16 protein-coding genes are annotated in these 16,024 nt (G+C 72.0%); 9 read left to right on the forward strand and 7 right to left on the reverse strand.

Features of this window, described 5'->3' with window-relative positions; genetic code table 11:
• Positions 1–39 precede the first annotated feature (39 nt).
• From AQJ54_RS37685 to mscL, 5 genes are all read left to right on the forward strand, one after another.
• A complete protein-coding gene (locus AQJ54_RS37685) occupies positions 40–1,305 on the forward strand; it encodes an MFS transporter (protein ID WP_062245444.1) in 1,266 nt (421 codons plus the stop codon).
• A gap of 68 nt (positions 1,306–1,373) precedes the next feature.
• Positions 1,374–1,703, forward strand: coding sequence for an FmdB family zinc ribbon protein (locus AQJ54_RS44235; RefSeq protein ID WP_079070194.1), 330 nt, complete (start codon positions 1,374–1,376; stop codon positions 1,701–1,703).
• Between the two features lie 160 nt (positions 1,704–1,863).
• Entirely contained in the window at positions 1,864–2,697 is an 834-nt protein-coding gene (locus tag AQJ54_RS37695; protein ID WP_062245449.1) for an S-methyl-5'-thioadenosine phosphorylase, read from the forward strand.
• A 145-nt stretch (positions 2,698–2,842) separates the two neighbouring features.
• The gene (locus AQJ54_RS37700; protein WP_062245451.1) at positions 2,843–3,412 is read left to right on the forward strand and encodes a hypothetical protein; all 570 of its coding nucleotides are present in this window, start codon (positions 2,843–2,845) and stop codon (positions 3,410–3,412) included.
• Positions 3,413–3,550: 138 nt separating this feature from the next.
• Positions 3,551–4,006, forward strand: a complete 456-nt coding sequence (gene mscL, locus AQJ54_RS37705) for a large conductance mechanosensitive channel protein MscL (protein ID WP_062030142.1) — start codon at positions 3,551–3,553, stop codon at positions 4,004–4,006.
• 7 nt (positions 4,007–4,013) lie between these two features.
• Here the strand turns inward: mscL and AQJ54_RS37710 are convergent, their stop codons facing one another.
• Positions 4,014–4,196, reverse strand: coding sequence for a hypothetical protein (locus tag AQJ54_RS37710; protein WP_062030144.1), 183 nt, complete (start codon positions 4,194–4,196; stop codon positions 4,014–4,016).
• Between the two features lie 186 nt (positions 4,197–4,382).
• Here AQJ54_RS37710 and AQJ54_RS37715 point away from each other — a divergent pair, with 186 nt between their 5' ends.
• Both AQJ54_RS37715 and AQJ54_RS37720 read left to right on the forward strand, forming a co-directional pair.
• Entirely contained in the window at positions 4,383–5,615 is a 1,233-nt protein-coding gene (locus AQJ54_RS37715; RefSeq protein ID WP_062245453.1) for a low temperature requirement protein A, read from the forward strand.
• A complete protein-coding gene (locus tag AQJ54_RS37720; protein ID WP_062245456.1) occupies positions 5,612–6,646 on the forward strand; it encodes a P1 family peptidase in 1,035 nt (344 codons plus the stop codon). The genes AQJ54_RS37715 and AQJ54_RS37720 overlap by 4 nt, the downstream gene beginning before the upstream one ends.
• A gap of 170 nt (positions 6,647–6,816) precedes the next feature.
• Here AQJ54_RS37720 and AQJ54_RS37725 read toward each other — a convergent pair whose 3' ends face one another.
• Complete coding sequence (locus tag AQJ54_RS37725; RefSeq protein ID WP_062245459.1) at positions 6,817–7,422, reverse strand: TIGR03086 family metal-binding protein; 606 nt, start codon at positions 7,420–7,422, stop codon at positions 6,817–6,819.
• A gap of 201 nt (positions 7,423–7,623) precedes the next feature.
• Here AQJ54_RS37725 and AQJ54_RS37730 point away from each other — a divergent pair, with 201 nt between their 5' ends.
• Positions 7,624–8,859, forward strand: a complete 1,236-nt coding sequence (locus AQJ54_RS37730) for a L,D-transpeptidase (protein ID WP_079070195.1) — start codon at positions 7,624–7,626, stop codon at positions 8,857–8,859.
• Positions 8,860–9,016: 157 nt separating this feature from the next.
• Entirely contained in the window at positions 9,017–9,763 is a 747-nt protein-coding gene (locus tag AQJ54_RS37735) for a DUF6227 family protein (protein WP_062030152.1), read from the forward strand.
• Positions 9,764–9,844: 81 nt separating this feature from the next.
• On the opposite strand, the gene AQJ54_RS37740 is transcribed toward AQJ54_RS37735, so the two are convergent.
• The 5 genes from AQJ54_RS37740 to AQJ54_RS37760 form a co-directional block, all read right to left on the reverse strand.
• Complete coding sequence (locus AQJ54_RS37740) at positions 9,845–10,099, reverse strand: hypothetical protein (RefSeq protein WP_062030154.1); 255 nt, start codon at positions 10,097–10,099, stop codon at positions 9,845–9,847.
• Between the two features lie 99 nt (positions 10,100–10,198).
• A complete protein-coding gene (locus AQJ54_RS37745) occupies positions 10,199–12,334 on the reverse strand; it encodes a PTS fructose transporter subunit IIABC (protein ID WP_062245462.1) in 2,136 nt (711 codons plus the stop codon).
• Positions 12,335–12,542: 208 nt separating this feature from the next.
• Complete coding sequence (gene pfkB / locus AQJ54_RS37750; RefSeq protein ID WP_062245464.1) at positions 12,543–13,490, reverse strand: 1-phosphofructokinase; 948 nt, start codon at positions 13,488–13,490, stop codon at positions 12,543–12,545.
• Positions 13,487–14,248 (reverse strand): DeoR/GlpR family DNA-binding transcription regulator, encoded by a 762-nt coding sequence (locus AQJ54_RS37755; RefSeq protein ID WP_062030160.1) that lies wholly within the window; start codon positions 14,246–14,248, stop codon positions 13,487–13,489. The genes pfkB and AQJ54_RS37755 overlap by 4 nt, the downstream gene beginning before the upstream one ends.
• A gap of 213 nt (positions 14,249–14,461) precedes the next feature.
• On the reverse strand, positions 14,462–15,979 hold the full coding sequence (locus tag AQJ54_RS37760; RefSeq protein ID WP_062245466.1) for an MFS transporter: 1,518 nt from the start codon (positions 15,977–15,979) through the stop codon (positions 14,462–14,464).
• Positions 15,980–16,024: the final 45 nt, after the last annotated feature.

The following is a 16,024-nucleotide window of genomic DNA, read 5'->3' on the forward strand; positions in this document are numbered from 1 at the left end:
ACCGGCGCGGCGCTACCAGGCGGCAGAAAGGCACGGGCCGTGGCATCCACGGTCACCTCCTCCCGCCCCGGATACGGGCAGCTGCTGCGCACCCGCGGCGCCTGGACGTTCCTGCTCCCCGGCTTCGCGGCACGCCAGCCGTTCGCGATGCTCACCCTCTCCCTGGTGCTGCTCGTGCAGCACACCACCGGCTCCTACGGCGCGGCGGGCGCCGTAGCGGCCGTCACCGGCGTCTCCATGGCACTCTTCGCGCCCTGGAGCGGCCGTCTCGCGGACCGCTACGGACAGCGGGCCGTGCTCGTCCCCGGTGTCCTGGTGCACACCCTGGCCGGCCTGTCCCTGACGGCGCTCGCCCTTTCCCACGCCCCCCTGTGGGCGCTGTTCGCGGCGGCCGTGCCCACCGGCGCCTCGGTGCCGCAGATCGGGCCCATGGTGCGCGCCCGCTGGGGCGTGAAGCTCCAGGACTCGCCCCTGATGACCACGGCGGCGGCCTTCGAGTCCGTCACGGACGAGCTGACCTTCGTCTTCGGCCCGCTGCTGGCCACCGCCCTGTGCACGGCCGTCCACCCTGCCGCGGGCCTGCTGACGGAGGCGACCCTGACCCTGCTCGGCGGTCTGCTGTTCGCCGCGCAGAAGAGCACCCAGCCGCCGGTCGTGCTCGGCGAGCACGCGCGCGTGGAGCACGCCTCGGCCCTGCGCGTGCCCGGTGTGCGGGTCCTGATCGTGACCTTCCTCGGCATCGGATCCGTCTTCGGCGGCATGCAGGTCTCGCTCGCCGCGTTCAGCGAGTCGATCGGCGAGCCCGGCCTGAACGGCGTCCTGTACGGCGTCTTCGCCGCCGGCAACATGCTCTCCGGCCTGGTCTGCGGCGCCATCGCCTGGAATGTGGCCCCGCAGCGGCGCCTCGTCATCGGCTACGGCGCCCTCGCCCTGACGGCCTCCGGCCTGTGGGCGGCGCACTCCGTGCTCGTCCTCGCGGGCCTCGGCCTCCTGGTCGGCATGTGCATCGCGCCCGCCCTGATCACCGGGTACACCCTGGTGGAGAACCTGGTACCGGCCGGCGCCCGCACCGAGGCCTTCACCTGGCTCACCGGGGCGGTGGCCCTCGGCCAGGCGGCCGCGGTCACGATCGCCGGACAGCTGGAGGACCGCTTCTGGGGCGGCGCCGGGTTCCTGGTGCCGATGGCCGGCACCCTGCTCGCCCTGGCGACCCTGCTGGCGCTGCGTTCCCACCTGGTCGGGCGGCCCCGCGGCCGTACCGTCGCACGTGGTGTGGGTCACCGAGTGCCGGTGGCAGTGGACTGATCCCCGGGAATACGTCACTATGGACCCTCGTTAGCACTCATTGAGTGAGAGTGCCAGGAGGAAGACAAGTGCCGACCTACCAGTACCAGTGCACCGAGTGCGGCGAGGGCCTCGAGGCGGTGCAGAAGTTCACCGACGACGCTCTGACCGAATGCCCCAACTGCCATGGTCGCCTCAAGAAGGTGTTCTCCGCGGTCGGCATCGTCTTCAAGGGCTCCGGCTTCTACCGCAACGACAGCCGCGGCTCCTCGTCGAGCAGCTCCCCGGCGTCGTCCTCGAAGTCGTCGACGTCCAGCTCCTCGAGCTCGTCCGACTCCTCGTCGTCGGCCTCTTCGTCCTCCTCGGACTCGAAGTCGTCGAGCACGGGCACCTCGTCGAGCAGCAGCTCCGCCGCGTAAGCCGCACTTCCGGGACCCTGTCGTCGTACGACGACAGGGTCTTCGGCGTTGCCGAAGGCGTACTCGGCGGTCCCGGAGGGGTTCGCGGCGGTCCGGGAGCGGTTCGTGACGTTCCCGGAGCCGGTCACCGCGGGTTTTCGGGGCCGGATACTGTGCGGGCATGGCGAACGCAGAGATCGGCGTAATCGGCGGGTCGGGCTTCTACTCGTTCCTCGAGGACGTGACCGAGGTCCAGGTGGACACCCCCTACGGACCGCCCAGCGACTCCCTCTTCCTCGGCGAGGTCGCCGGGCGGCGGGTCGCCTTCCTGCCCCGGCACGGACGCGGCCACCATCTGCCGCCGCACCGGATCAACTACCGGGCCAACCTGTGGGCGCTCCGGTCGGTGGGGGCACGGCAGATCCTCGGCCCCTGCGCGGTGGGCGGACTGCGCCCCGAGTACGGTCCGGGCACGCTGCTGGTGCCGGACCAGCTGGTCGACCGCACGAAGTCCCGGGTGGGCACCTACTTCGACGGACTGCCGCTGCCGGGCGGCGGGGTGCCCAACGTGGTGCACGTGTCCCTGGCCGACCCGTACTGCCCCGCCGGGCGGGCGGCCGCGCTGAAGGCGGCTCGCGGGCGGGACTGGGAGGCGGTGGACGGCGGCACGCTCGTCGTGGTCGAGGGGCCGCGGTTCTCCACCCGCGCCGAGTCGCTGTGGCACCAGGCGCAGGGCTGGTCGGTGGTGGGCATGACCGGCCACCCGGAGGCCGCCCTCGCCCGTGAACTGGAGCTCTGCTACACGTCGTTGACCCTGGTCACCGACCTCGACGCGGGCGCCGAGACCGGTGAGGGCGTCTCCCACGACGAGGTGCTGCGGGTGTTCGCGGCGAACGTGGACCGACTGCGGGGCGTGCTCTTCGACGCGGTGGCGGCGCTGCCGGCCGCGGACGAGCGGGACTGCCTGTGCGTGAACGCGCTGGGCGGGATGGATCCGGGGTTCGAACTGCCGTAGCGAGGAAGGGGATCCGGGCGGACGCTCCCGTTCGGGTGAGGGAGTTTTCCACAACCGGTGGACTGTCCACCGGCCCCGGCGGGATCCGCCGCGAAGCCTCATCGTGGGACCGCAAGCCGATCCCTCGACGCTGGTGGAGGTCCCCATGCCCTTCGTGCCCTTCGCTCCTTCCCCCTCCTCCCCGCCCTTCTCCCCCTCCCCTCTCGCCGCGCACCCGCCCGGCACCGACACCCCGCCGACCTGCGAGGTACCGCACTTCGCTCCGGTGCGGGTGCGCGGTGGGCGGTATCAACTGCGGCAGCTCGTACGGCACCGACGGCGTGCCGTGGCCGTCGGACTGGTCGTCACCGCGGCCGCGCTGGTGGCCGCCGGCCCCCGGGACGCCGACGGGGCACGCGGACATCCGGTGGTCGCCCCCGTACGCGAGCACCGAGCCGTCACGACCGTGTCGGCACCGGTGCGGATCGCCGACGCGGCGACGGTGCGGCTGCTGCGGCCCGGGGACCGGGTCGACGTGATCGCCGCGGAGGAGACGGCCACAGGGGGCGGCGACGCGCAAGTGATCGCGCGTGGGGCACGCGTGTCGAAGGTGCCGGAGGCGCTGGAGGGTGCGGGCGACAGCGGGGCCCTGGTGGTGCTGTCGGTGCCGCGTTCCACGGCGGCACGTCTCGTCGGGGCGAGTTCCACGGCACGGCTGGCGGTGACACTGTGTTGAGCCGCGTGGTCAGCCTGTTGCGCCGGCTCCTGTCAAGTCGCCCTTTCGAGCAGCCCAATTGGACAGGGTCGCCTCAGGTTGACGTAGGTTGCGGAGCTGTTTGTTCCACAACCTGTACGTACGAGAAGAGGCCTGCGGGTGAGCGAGAAGAAGCCGAGCGTCTGGGAGGGCTTCAAAGCCTTCCTGATGCGCGGGAACGTCGTCGATCTGGCAGTCGCGGTGGTCATCGGCGCCGCCTTCACCAACATCGTGAACTCGGTGGTGAAGGGGATCATCAACCCGCTGGTCGGGGCGATCGGGACCAAGAACCTCGACCACTACAGCTCGTGCCTGAGCTCCTCGTGCGAGGGCCAGCAGGGCATCACGATCCTGTGGGGCTCGGTGCTCGGCGCCACGCTCAGCTTCGTGATCACCGCGGCCGTCGTGTACTTCCTGATGGTGCTGCCGATGGCGAAGTACCTGGCCCGCGTGGAGGCCCGCCGGAAGGCGAAGGAGGGCACGCGCGAGGTCATCGAGGTGACCGAACTGGAGGTCCTCAAGGAGATCCGCGACGCGCTGGTCGCGCAGCGGGGCTCGGGGCACCGGGAGCCGTAGCGGCGGCTCAGATGTGGTGGGGCGGCTTCTCGTCGAGGAAGCGCTTCAGGTCGGCCGCGCTGTCCCCGTCGGACCGCGGGCGGTCGCCCCAGCCGCGGTCGGTGTCGTCCGACGACTGCTGGTCCAGCGGATCGTCGAAGACAAGCCCGGGCTTCGGCTCGGCGGGGTCGGGGGTGGGGGCGGAGGTCATGTGTCCAGGGTACGGGGATCCGCGGTGCGGCTGGGCGGGGCACGGTCCGGCGCACAGTTGCCGGAGTGACAGGCCTCCATCCCGACCTGCCGGCTCACCGACACCCGTGGCCCCAACGCCCGTGAGCTCGACATCCACGCACCCATCCATGAGCGTTTCCGGTCGGTATCTGCTGTGCTTGGGTCCATGACGTCCAGCCCGCCCCACAGTCCACTGCGCAGACTCACGGCCCGCGGCCGGGACGAGGCCCACCGGGTCGCGTCGCCGCTGGAGCTCTTCTTCGACCTGTGCTTCGTCGTCGCCATCGCGCAGGCCGGCGTCGCCCTGGTGCACGCGGTCGCCGAGGGCCACGCCGGCGAGGGCATCCTCAACTACGCGATGGTCTTCTTTGCCATCTGGTGGGCCTGGATGAACTTCACCTGGTTCGCCTCGGCCTACGACAACGACGACGCGCTGTACCGGGTCGTCACCCTGGTGCAGATCGCCGGTGTCCTGGTGCTGGCGGCCGGGGTGTCCAGGGCGTTCGAGCAGCACGAGTTCCTGGCCGTGTGGCTGGGCTATCTGATCATGCGGCTGGCGTTGATCACGCAATGGCTGCGGGTGGCGTGGTCGAGCGACGGCGCGGAGCGGACGATGGCCCTGCGGTACGCGTTCGGCGTGCTGCTGTGCCAGGTCGGCTGGCTGGGACTGCTGGTGCTGCCCGAGGGCGGGCGGCCCTGGGTCTTCCTGGTGATGGCGGTGCTGGAGATGTGTGTGCCGCCGTTCGCCGAGCGGGACCATCCGACGTCGTGGCATCCGCACCACATCGCGGAACGCTACGGGCTCTTCACGATCATCGTGCTCGGTGAGACGATCGCCGCCGCCACGGTCGCCGTGAAGTCCGGTATCGACGAGCACGACGCGCTGGGGGAGCTCCTGCCGATCGCGGCGGGTGGACTGCTGATCATCTTCGCCGCCTGGTGGATCTACTTCGTGGTGCCCATCCATGACCGTCTGCGCTCCAACAGACAGGCGTTCCTGTGGGGTTACGGCCACTACGTGGTCTTCGCCTCCGCCGCCGCGATCGGGGCGGGCCTGGAGGTGGCCGTGGAGCAGGCGGTCGGCAAGGCGCACATCTCGACGCTCGCCGCGTCGGCCGCGGTGACCCTGCCGACGGCGCTCTACCTGCTCACCGTGTGGCTGCTGCACTCCCGGTTCTTCAAGGTGGGCATCACACAGCAACTGGTGCTGCCGGTCACCGCGTTGCTGGTGATCTGCTGCACCTTCCTGGGCGAGGGGGCAGTGCTCGCGGCGGGCGTCGTGGCGGGGCTGGCGGTGGTGACCGGGACGACGCTCACCTCGCGCAGGGCGGCCCGGGAGAGGGCGGACCGGACCGACGACGGGGCCGAGGTCGGGGCCGGACGGGGACCTGTGACATGACAGTCGACGCTCTGACAGATGTCGCCGGAGTGCGGGTGGGGCACGCGACGCGTACCGGGGGCGGGTGGCTCAGTGGGACCACCGTCGTGCTCGCCCCGGAGGGCGGGGCGGTGGCCGCGGTGGAGGTGCGCGGGGGCGGTCCCGGGACCAAGGAGACCGACGCGCTCGATCCGCGCAACGTGGTGCAGAAGGTCGACGCGATCGTGCTGACCGGCGGGAGCGCGTACGGGCTGGACGCGGCCTCCGGGGTGATGGCGTGGCTGGAGGAGCGGGGGCGGGGGGTGCGGGTCGGGCCGGATCCCTCGCACGTGGTGCCGGTCGTGCCCGCGGCGTGTGTCTTCGACCTGGGCCGGGGCGGGGACTTCCGGGCCCGGCCGGACGCGGCGACCGGGCGGGCCGCCGTCGAGGCAGCGGCGGCCGCTGCGGTGGGTTCGCCGGTGCCGGAAGGGTGTGTGGGGGCCGGCACGGGGGCCGTGGCCGGGGGGATGAAGGGCGGGGTGGGGTCGGCCGGTGTCGTGCTGCCGTCGGGGATCACCGTGGCGGCGCTCGTGGTGGTCAACGCGGTCGGCGCGGTGGCGGATCCGGAGACGGGGGTGCTGTACGGGGAGTTGTTCCAGGGACGGGTGCGGTATCCGGACGAGCGGGTGCACGAGGCCGCGCGCCGGCGACTCGCGGAGCTCTCGGCTCGGCAGCCGCCGCCGTCGTTGAACACCACGCTCGCGGTGGTGGCCACCGACGCGGAGCTGTCCAAGGCGCAGGCGCAGAAGGTGGCCGGTACGGCGCACGACGGGATCGCCCGCGCCGTACGGCCGGTGCATCTGCTGCACGACGGGGACACCGTGTTCGCGCTGGCGACGGGGGCGCGGACGTTGGACACGGGCGATCCGCTCGCGCTCAACGACGTCCTCGCGGCGGGGGCGGACGTGGTGACCCGGGCGATCGTGCGGGCCGTCCGGGCCGCGGAGTCCGTGGACGGTCCCGGCGGGGTGTGGCCGTCGTACGAGTCGCTGTACGGGGGGTCCACGGCTTAGGAAGCGCTCCGGTGGGGGCCTTGGTTCAGGGAGCGCTCCAGTGGAGGCCTCGGCGCAGGAAGCCGCTCCAGTGGGGGTCGCGGCTCAGGAAGCGCTCCAGTGGGGCCTCGGATCAGGAGGCGCTCCGGTGGGCGCCTCGCCTCAGGAAGCACCCCCGTAGGGGCCTCGCCTCAGGAAGCGCTCCAGTGGGGGTCGCGGCCGAGGTAGCGCAGGAGGATGGCTGTGTCGTCGTCGGTCGGGGTGACGGGCAGGGCGGCGGCGTACGCGCCGTAGGCGCGGAGGGGTTCGACGATCTCCTGGGCGACCTTGAGGAGGGGGCGGGCCAGCTCGGGCGGGAGCGGGGAGGGCCGGCCGGTCGCGGCGGTGAGGTCCCAGGCGTGGACCGCGGCGTCCAGCCCGCAGGCCGCGGAGCCGGACCAGGGGGACATGCTGTGCGGTGGTACCGGTGTGGGGACCTCGGCGGCGTCCCGGTCGACTCCCGCCCACGCCTTGGCCGCGCGGGCCAGGGCGTCCTCGAGGAACGCCGTGGGGTCGGCGCCCGCCAGGTCGCCCGACGGCTCGAAGGGGTTGAAGTCGGGGCCGGGTTCGCCGGTCAGCGCGGCGGCGAAGCCGATCTGGTCGCCGACGGCGTGCTGGAGGACCTGGGCGACGGTCCAGCGCTCGCAGGGCGTCGGCAGGTGCCAGCCGTCGTCGGGGACGGACCGGACCGCCGTGCGCAGTGCTTCGTGTGAGGCGTCCAGGACGTCCCAGCCGCTGGAGATCGTGCCGTCGCTCATCGGAGAGCCCCCCTGGTGTCGGACTGTGGTCGGTGCCCTCACCCTGCTGAATGGTGCGGCCGTCCGTCCACCCCTGGCGCGCCCTTTGCTCTGTCCGGGTTCTGTCACATGAGGGCATTCGTCGCGCGGACGGGGAACCCGGCCGGGGACCGGGTCCCTCCTTTCCTCACAGCGGAGAACGGAGCGGACCACGCCTCTCACATGAATCTGGAGCAGACCTTGGCAACGCCGGACATAGCAGCACGGCGCGCACTGGGGACCTGTGCCGTCCTGGTGGTCGGCGCCCTCACCCTCACCGCGTGCGGAGGCGACTCCGACGGCGGCAGTGAGGGCAAGGGCGGCAAGGACTCCGCGCAGTCGTCCGCGGCGGAGATCGTCATCTCCGCGAAGAACGGTTCCACCGGCGCCTCGATCAACTCGACCGGCGTGAAGGTCAGCGACGGCACGCTGACCGGCGTGAGGATGACGGTGGCGGGGACGGGCGAGGACGTACCGGGGACGATCGCGGCCGGCGGCGGGAGCTGGCAGCCCGCGGAGCAGCTGGAACGGGGGACCAGGTACCGGATCACCGCCACGGCGAAGGACGCGGACGGGAAGGCCGTGGCCGCGAAGTCGGTGTTCACGACCGTCTCGAAGGCGCACAGCTTCATCGGGACGTACACGCCGGACGACGGGACGACGGTCGGTGTGGGGATGCCGGTGTCGTTCAGCTTCGACAAGGCGATCAGCGACCGGAAGGCCGTGCAGTCGCACATCACGGTCAGCTCCAGCAGCGGACAGCGGGTGGTGGGGCACTGGTTCGGGTCGCAGCGGCTCGACTTCCGGCCCGAGGAGTACTGGAAGGCCGGCTCCAAGGTCACGATGAAGATCGACCTGGACGGGGTGGAGGGGGCGAACGGCGTGACCGGCGTGCAGCGCAGGACCGTGAGCTTCACCGTCGGACGGTCCCAGGTGTCCACGGTGGACGTGAAGACGCAGACCATGACGGTGGTACGGGACGGCGAGGTCCTCAAGAAGGTGCCGATCTCGTCCGGCAGCCCCAAGTTCACCACCTACAACGGGCAGATGGTGATCACCGAGAAGCACAAGAAGATCCGCATGGACAGCCGGACGGTCGCGCTGGCCAACGCGTACGACATCCCGGACGTGCCGGACGCGATGCGGCTGACGCAGTCCGGGACCTTCATCCACGGCAACTACTGGTACAACCAGGGCAATCCACCCTTCGGCCGTACCGGCACCAGCCATGGCTGCGTGGGACTGCGGGACGTCAAGGGCGGTCAGGGCGACACACCGGCCAGGTGGTTCTACGACAGCTCGATCGTCGGGGACGTCGTCATCGTGAAGAACTCCCCCGACAAGCAGGTCGCACCCGACAACGGACTCAACGGCTGGAACCTCCCCTGGGCCGAGTGGACCGCCGGAAGTGCCGTCTGACCGGCGGCTTTTGACGGAACATCGGGCCGCGTGGGAACTTCTCGCGCGGTCCGGGCGTTTTCCGGACGTACGTTTTCTCGGTTCCCGGACATGATGTCCGACCGAGGGGCTACGGTATGCACCCACAAGGTGACATGCAGCAACGCCGGGAGAAACCTTGAGCGTTCCGTACGAGACGGCAGCGTACGAACCACCCGAGTCGCCCGAGTCTCCGGAGGAGCACCTCGCGCGTCTCCTCGGTCGTGCCCTGAACTCCTTCGAGCTGCCGGACGAGACCATCCGGCGCCTGGACTGCGCGCTGGCGTACGACAGTTCGCTGCACTCCGCGCACCACAGCGCGGGCCTGCACCGCGAGACGTACCGGCACACCTGGCTGCTCGACGACGGCTCCGCGCTCACCCTGTGGGAGCTCGTCCACAACACCGCCCGCGACAGCCTGCCGCAGCACGAGGTGTACGTCGACGAGGAGGAGCTGCGGGCGGCGACCGCCCGGCTGCCCTTACCGGCGGAGACACCTGACTTCGAACTGCCGGTGACGGTACAGCTGGAGCCCGTGCACCCGCCGCGGCACGCCTACGTCCCGGACGACTCACCGGACCACGCGCGCCGGCTGCTGCGCCGCGCGGAGAACGCGGACCGGCCGGGCGCGGAGACGGCGGCGCTGCTGTCCGAGGCGTTCGCGCACCAGATCACCCAGGCCTTCGGGCGCCCGTGCCGGGCGGGGCGGTCCGGGCTGGGTTTCTCGCTGTACGAGCACGCGTTCCTGCTGCGCGACGGTGCGGAGATCTCCCTGTGGGAGGTCGAGCACACGGCCACGCCGGACGGGCGGCACATGTGCGAGGTGTACGTCAGCGAGGACGCGGCCCGCGAGGCGATGGAACGGCGCGCGGCACAACTGTCCTGAGCGGACCGCCGGTTGGGCGCCGGTTGGGCTCGGCGGGCGCAGAGCCGTCCGGCGGCTGCTGCCTCAGCGGCGGCTACTGCCTCAGCGGCCGCCGCTGAGCTGTCGTACCAGACCCGCGAACGCGTCCTCCTCCGCCGGGCTCAGGGCGACGGACTCGTGGCCGGGGGCGGCCCGGCGCTGGCGGGGGAAGGCGGGCAGACCGTGGTCGACGCGCCAGGTGACGGCTTCGTGGCGGCCGTGTCGCAGCAGGTAGGCCAACCCCGCGGTCCAGGCGAAGACCACCAGGACGAGAAGGGTCACACCCAGCAGCTGGTAGACGGAGACGTGCTCAGGCATGCCGTCCAGTAGACACCACGGTCCGGGACTTTGGCCCCGGACCGTGACGTATCTCGCAGGTGCCGTGAACACCTCACAGCAGCCCCAAAGGGGCGGTTCCTACGCGGCGACCGGCTGCTTCGCCGGCTGTTCGGCGACGGGTGCCGCGGGGGCCTCGGCCTCCGGGGTCGTCTTGCGCAGCCCCTTCAGGACGATGACCAGGCCGGCCGTGATCGCCGTGCCGATGGCGATGGCGAGCAGGTAGAGGAACGGCTTGCCGATCAGGAAGGTGACCCAGATGCCGCCGTGCGGGGCGCGCAGGGTGGAGCCGAAGGCCATGGTCAGGCCGCCGGTGACCGCGCCGCCCACCATGGAGGCGGGGATGACGCGCAGCGGGTCGGCCGCGGCGAACGGGATCGCGCCCTCGGAGATGAAGGAGGCACCGAGGACCCAGGCCGCCTTGCCGTTCTCGCGTTCGGCGGGGGTGAAGAGCTTCTTGCGGACGGTGGTCGCGAGGGCCATGCCCAGCGGGGGCACCATGCCGGCGGCCATCACGGCGGCCATGACCTTCATCGCGGAGTCGCTCGGGTTCTGGACGGCGATACCGGCGGTGGCGAAGGCGTAGGCGACCTTGTTGACCGGTCCGCCGAGGTCGAAGCACATCATCAGGCCGAGGAGGATGCCGAGCAGGATGGCGTTGGTGCCGGAGAGGCTGTTGAGCCAGTCCGTCATGGCCTTCTGGGCCTCGGCGATGGGCTTGCCGATGACGATGAACATCAGGAAGCCGACGACGATCGACGAGATCAGCGGGATGACGACCACCGGCATGATGCCGCGCAGGACCGGCGGGATCTTCACCCGCTGGATGGCGAGGACCACACCGCCGGCCAGCAGCCCGGCGACCAGGCCGCCGAGGAAGCCGGCGTTGATGTTGACGGAGATCATGCCGCCGACGAAGCCCGGCACGAGTCCCGGCCGGTCGGCCATGCCGAAGGCGATGTAGCCGGCCAGCACCGGGATCAGGAAGCCGAAGGCGACCCCGCCGATCTGGAACAGCAGCGCGCCCCAGCTGTCGACCTGGCCCCAGTCGAAGTGCTCGGAGACCGACTTGGCGCCGTTGATCTGGTAGCCGCCGATCGCGAAGCCGAGGGCGATGAGGAGACCGCCCGCGGCGACGAAGGGGACCATGTAGCTCACGCCGGTCATCAGCCACTTGCGGAGCTTGGTGCCGTAGCCGTCGCCGGGGTCACCGGCCCGCTCGACCGGCGTACCGCCGCCCTTGGCCGTCGCGCTGACCTCACCGCGGGCCGCCTTTCCGCGCACCTCGGTGATGAGTTCGGCGGGGCGGTTGATGCCCGCCTTCACACCGACGTCGACGGTGGGCTTGCCGGCGAAGCGGTCCTTCTCCCGTACGGGGACGTCGTGGGCGAAGATCACGCCGTCCGCGGCCGCGATGACCGCCGGGTCGAGCCGGGTGAAGCCGGCCGAGCCCTGGGTCTCGACGACGAGTTCGACACCCGCCTCGCGGCCCGCGTTCTCCAGCGACTCGGCGGCCATGTAGGTGTGGGCGATGCCGGTCGGGCAGGAGGTGACGGCGACGATCCGGAAGGGGGCCGCCGGGGCGTCGGGAGCGGCGGGGGCCGCCGGCGCGGTGGTGGCCGTTGCGGCATCGGCGGAGGCCGCCGCCGATGCCGCAACGGAGTCTTCGGAGGGACGGTCCTCGGAGGCGCGAGTCTCGGAGGCGCGCGCCTCGGAGGCCTGCGGGGCGGTGGTCGCCTCGGCGGGTGCCTCGGGTGCCTCGGGTGCCTCGGGTGCCTGGTCCCCCCGGATCAGCGCCGCCGCGCCCGCCGCGTCCCCCGCGGCCCGCAGCGCGTCCGTGAACTCGGTGTTCATCAGCTGCCGGGCCAGCGACGACAGGATCGTCAGGTGGGCGTCGTCGGCGCCCGCGGGGGCGGCGATCAGGAAGATCAGGTCGGCGGGGCCGTCCGGCGCGCCGAAGTCGATGCCGGCGGCGCTGCGTCCGAAGGCGAGCGTCGGCTCGGTGACGTGCTCGCTGCGGCAGTGCGGGATGCCGATGCCGCCGTCGAGGCCGGTCGGCATCTGGGCCTCGCGGGCGGCCACGTCGGCGAGGAAGCCGTCCAGGTCGGTGACCCGGCCCAGGGCGACCATGCGCTCGGCGAGGGCACGTGCCGCCGCTTCCTTGGTGTCGGCGGACAGGTCGAGGTCGACCAGGTCCGCGGTGATCATCTCGCTCATCGCGGGCTCCTTCGCACGCGTATCGCCCGGAATGCGGAGTGGGCGTCGGGGGTGGGGACGGGGGTGCAGCGGGGGTTCTTCACCGGGAGGGGGGTGGCGGCGGGGAGTAAGGGCGCCGGTACGGCCGTAGGGGCGCCGACGCGGTCCAGAGCCCTGAGGGGCGGTGCGGCCGTGGGGAGAGCCATGAGGGGCGGTATGACGGGGCCGTTCATGACACCGGCTCCTTGAGCGGGCGGTCCACCGGCACCTCCGCCGTGACCGTGACGGCGGCCGGGTCCAGGTCGGCCGGGGTCGGCATGACGCTGCCGGGCAGCTGGACGGCCGCCGCGCCGTGCGCCACCGCGGAGGCGAGGGCGTCCGGGCCGCTGCCGCCGGCGATCAGGAAGCCGGCCAGGGACGAGTCGCCCGCGCCGACATTGCTGCGTACGACGTCCACGCGCGCGCTGCCGAACCAGGCGCCCGAGGCGTCCACGAGTAGTTGCCCGTCCGCGCCCAGGCTCGCGAGGACGGCACGGGCGCCCATCTCGCGCAGTTCCTCGGCGGCCTTCAGGGCGTCGCCCACGGTGGCGAGGGGGCGTCCGACGGCCTCCGCGAGCTCCTCGGCGTTGGGCTTGACCACGTCGGGCCGTTCCCGCAGCGCCTCCTGGAGGGCGCGGCCCGAGGTGTCCAGGGCGATCCGGGCACCTCCGGCGTGCGCCCGGGCCACCACGTCGGCGTACCAGGAGGGCGCGAGCCCCCGGGGCAGGCTTCCGCAGCAGGCGATCCACGCGGCGTCCCGGGACTGCGCGCGAACCGTCTCCAGGAGCAGTTCCTGCTCGTCGGGAGAGAGTTCGGGGCCCGGTGCGTTGATCTTCGTGAGCACGCCGTCGGACTCGGCGAGCGCGATGTTCGAGCGGGTGGCGCCCGCGACCGGCACCGGCGCGACCTCGATGCCCTGGGCGTCGAGCAGGTCGGCGACGAGCGCGCCCGGCGCCCCGCCCAGCGGGAGGACGGCGACCGTGCGCTGTCCGGCGGCGGCGACCGCGCGCGAGACGTTGACGCCCTTGCCGCCGGGGTCCATGCGCTCGCCGGTGGCGCGGATGACCTCGCCGCGGTCGAGGGCGGGCACCTCGTAGGTGCGGTCCAGGGACGGGTTCGGGGTGACGGTGAGGATCATGCGCGCACTACTTCCGTGCCGCCGCGCTCGATGGCGGCGGTGTCTTCGGGGCTCAGCCCGCTGTCGGTGATCAGCAGGTCCACGTCGCCCAGGTCGCCGAAGCGGGCGAAGTGCTCCTGGCCGTGCTTGGCGGAGTCGGCGAGGAGGACCACGCGGCGGGCGGCGGCGATCGCCGCGCGCTTGACCGCGGCCTCGGCGAGGTCGGGGGTGGTCAGGCCGTGCTCGGCGGAGAAGCCGTTGGCGGCGACGAACAGGACGTCGGCCCGGATCTCGCCGTAGGCCCGCAGCGCCCAGGCGTCGACGGCTGCGCGGGTGCGGTGCCGTACCCGCCCCCCGACGAGGTGGAGCTGGATGCCGGGGTGGTCCGCGAGGCGGGCCGCGATCGGCAGGCTGTGGGTGACGACGGTGAGCGAGGCCTCCAGCGGGACGGCGGCGGCCAGGCGGGCCACGGTGGTGCCGGCGTCGAGGATCAGGGTGCCCTCGGTCGGCAGTTCCGCGAGGGCCGCCTTGGCGATGTGGTCCTTCTCGTCGGCCGCGGTGGTCTCGCGCTCGGCGAGGTCCGGCTCGAAGTCGAGGCGGCCGGCCGGGAGGGCCCCGCCGTGCACCCGGCGCAGCAGGCCGGCGCGGTCGAGGGCCTTCAGGTCCCGGCGGATGGTCTCCGCGGTGACCTGGAACTCCTCGGCCAGCGAGACGACGTCCACCCGCCCGCCGTCACGCGCGAGCCGGAGGATCTCCTGCTGCCGCTCCGGTGCGTACATGTCCGCTCGCCTCCGACCGATGCCCGAACGTGTGGTTTCAGGTGGGAGGCTACGCCCGGATTTCCGGGATGTAAACAGGTTCGGGCGTGATTCGGGTGCGATTCGGGCATGAACGGACGCCCGGTTGTGTCCGAGTACGGCGAGGGGTTGTGACCGGGTACGACGAAGGGGCCCGGTACCTGGGCAGGTACCGGGCCCCTTCTCCCCGAGCGGTCAGGAGACCAGCTCGGGCTCCTTCTCCTCCACCGCGGGCAGCTCCCCCGCGCCCTCCACATGCTGGGCCGGCCGCTTCGGCAGCGCGAACATCAGCAGGAAGATGACGGCCATGACCGCCGCGATCCAGCCGAGCGCGTGCTGGAAGGCGTCCACGAAGGCCGGGCCCACCTGCTCGGGGCGCAGCCGGTCGCCGATCACCCCGAAGAACACGACCGACACCAGCCCGAGACCCAGCGCGTTGCCCATCTGCTGCACGGTGTTGATGAGCCCGGACGCCGACCCGGCGTGCTCCTTCGGCACCTCCGACAGCACCGCGTCGGTCAGCGGCGCCACGATCAGGCCCATGCCCACGCCCATCACGACCAGCGGCAGCGCCATCTGCCAGGAGCGGATCCCCATGCCGTACCGGTCGGCCTCCCAGAGGTAGAGCAGCACGCCCGCCGCCATCAGCAGCGCGCCGGCCTGGAGGACCTTGCGTCCGAAGCGGGGCACCAACTGCTGCACGGAGAGTCCGGCGGCCGTGGAGACGGCGAGGGAGAACGGCACCCCGGTCAGCCCCGCCCGCAGCGGCGTCCAGCCGAGACCGGTCTGCATGTACAGGGTCCACACCAGGAAGAAGATGCCGAGCCCGACCCCGAAGACGGTCTGCACCGCGATCCCGGCCGCGAAGCTCTTCACCCTGAACAGCGACAGCTCGACCAGCGGCGACCCGTCCCGTGCGGCCTTGCGCCTCTCGTAGGCCACCAGCGCGGCGAACACCAGGGGCGCGCCGGCCATCGACACGTACCCCCACAGCGGCCAGTCCAGCTCCTCGCCGCGGGTCAGCGGGTAGAGCAGCATCAGCAGTCCGAGGACGACCATGGCAACGCCCACCAGGTCCAGCTTCAGCGCCCGCGGGGCCTTGGACTCGGTGATGAAACGGCTGCCGAGGACGAGCCCGGCGATCCCGACCGGCAGGTTGATCAGGAAGATCGGCCGCCACTCCAGTCCGAACAGGTTCCACTCGGTCAGCAGCGCCCCGAGCAGCGGACCGGACACGGCGCCGAGTCCGACGACCGCGCCGAACAGCCCGAACACCTTGCCCCGCTCATGGGCCGGGAAGGTCGCGTGCACGATCGACAGCACCTGCGGAACCATCATCGCGGCCATGCCCCCTTGCAGGATCCGGGCCGCGACCAGCATCTCCGGGTTCGCGGCGAAGCCGCACAGCGCCGACGCGAGCGTGAAGCCCCCGATGCCGACGAGGAACAGCCGCTTGCGCCCGTGGATGTCACCGAGCCGCCCGCCGGTGATCAGCCCGGCCGCGAAGGCGAGGGCGTACCCGGCGGTGATCCACTGGATCTGGCTGACGGAGGCGCCGGCGTCCTGCCGGATGGACGGGATGGCGATGTTGACGATCGTGACGTCGACGAGGTCCATGAAGGCCGCGGTCATCACGATGGCGAGGGCGAACCAGCGACGCCGGTCGCCCGCGGCGGGCGCTACAGCGGTGGATGTGGTCTCGGTGGAGGTCATGGAACGAAGCTATGACGCCAGTAGGACAGATCGTGTCCTAGTTCT

Origin of the sequence: Streptomyces griseorubiginosus (genome assembly GCF_001514195.1) — a bacterium.
Taxonomy (GTDB): Bacteria; Actinomycetota; Actinomycetes; order Streptomycetales; family Streptomycetaceae; genus Streptomyces; species Streptomyces griseorubiginosus.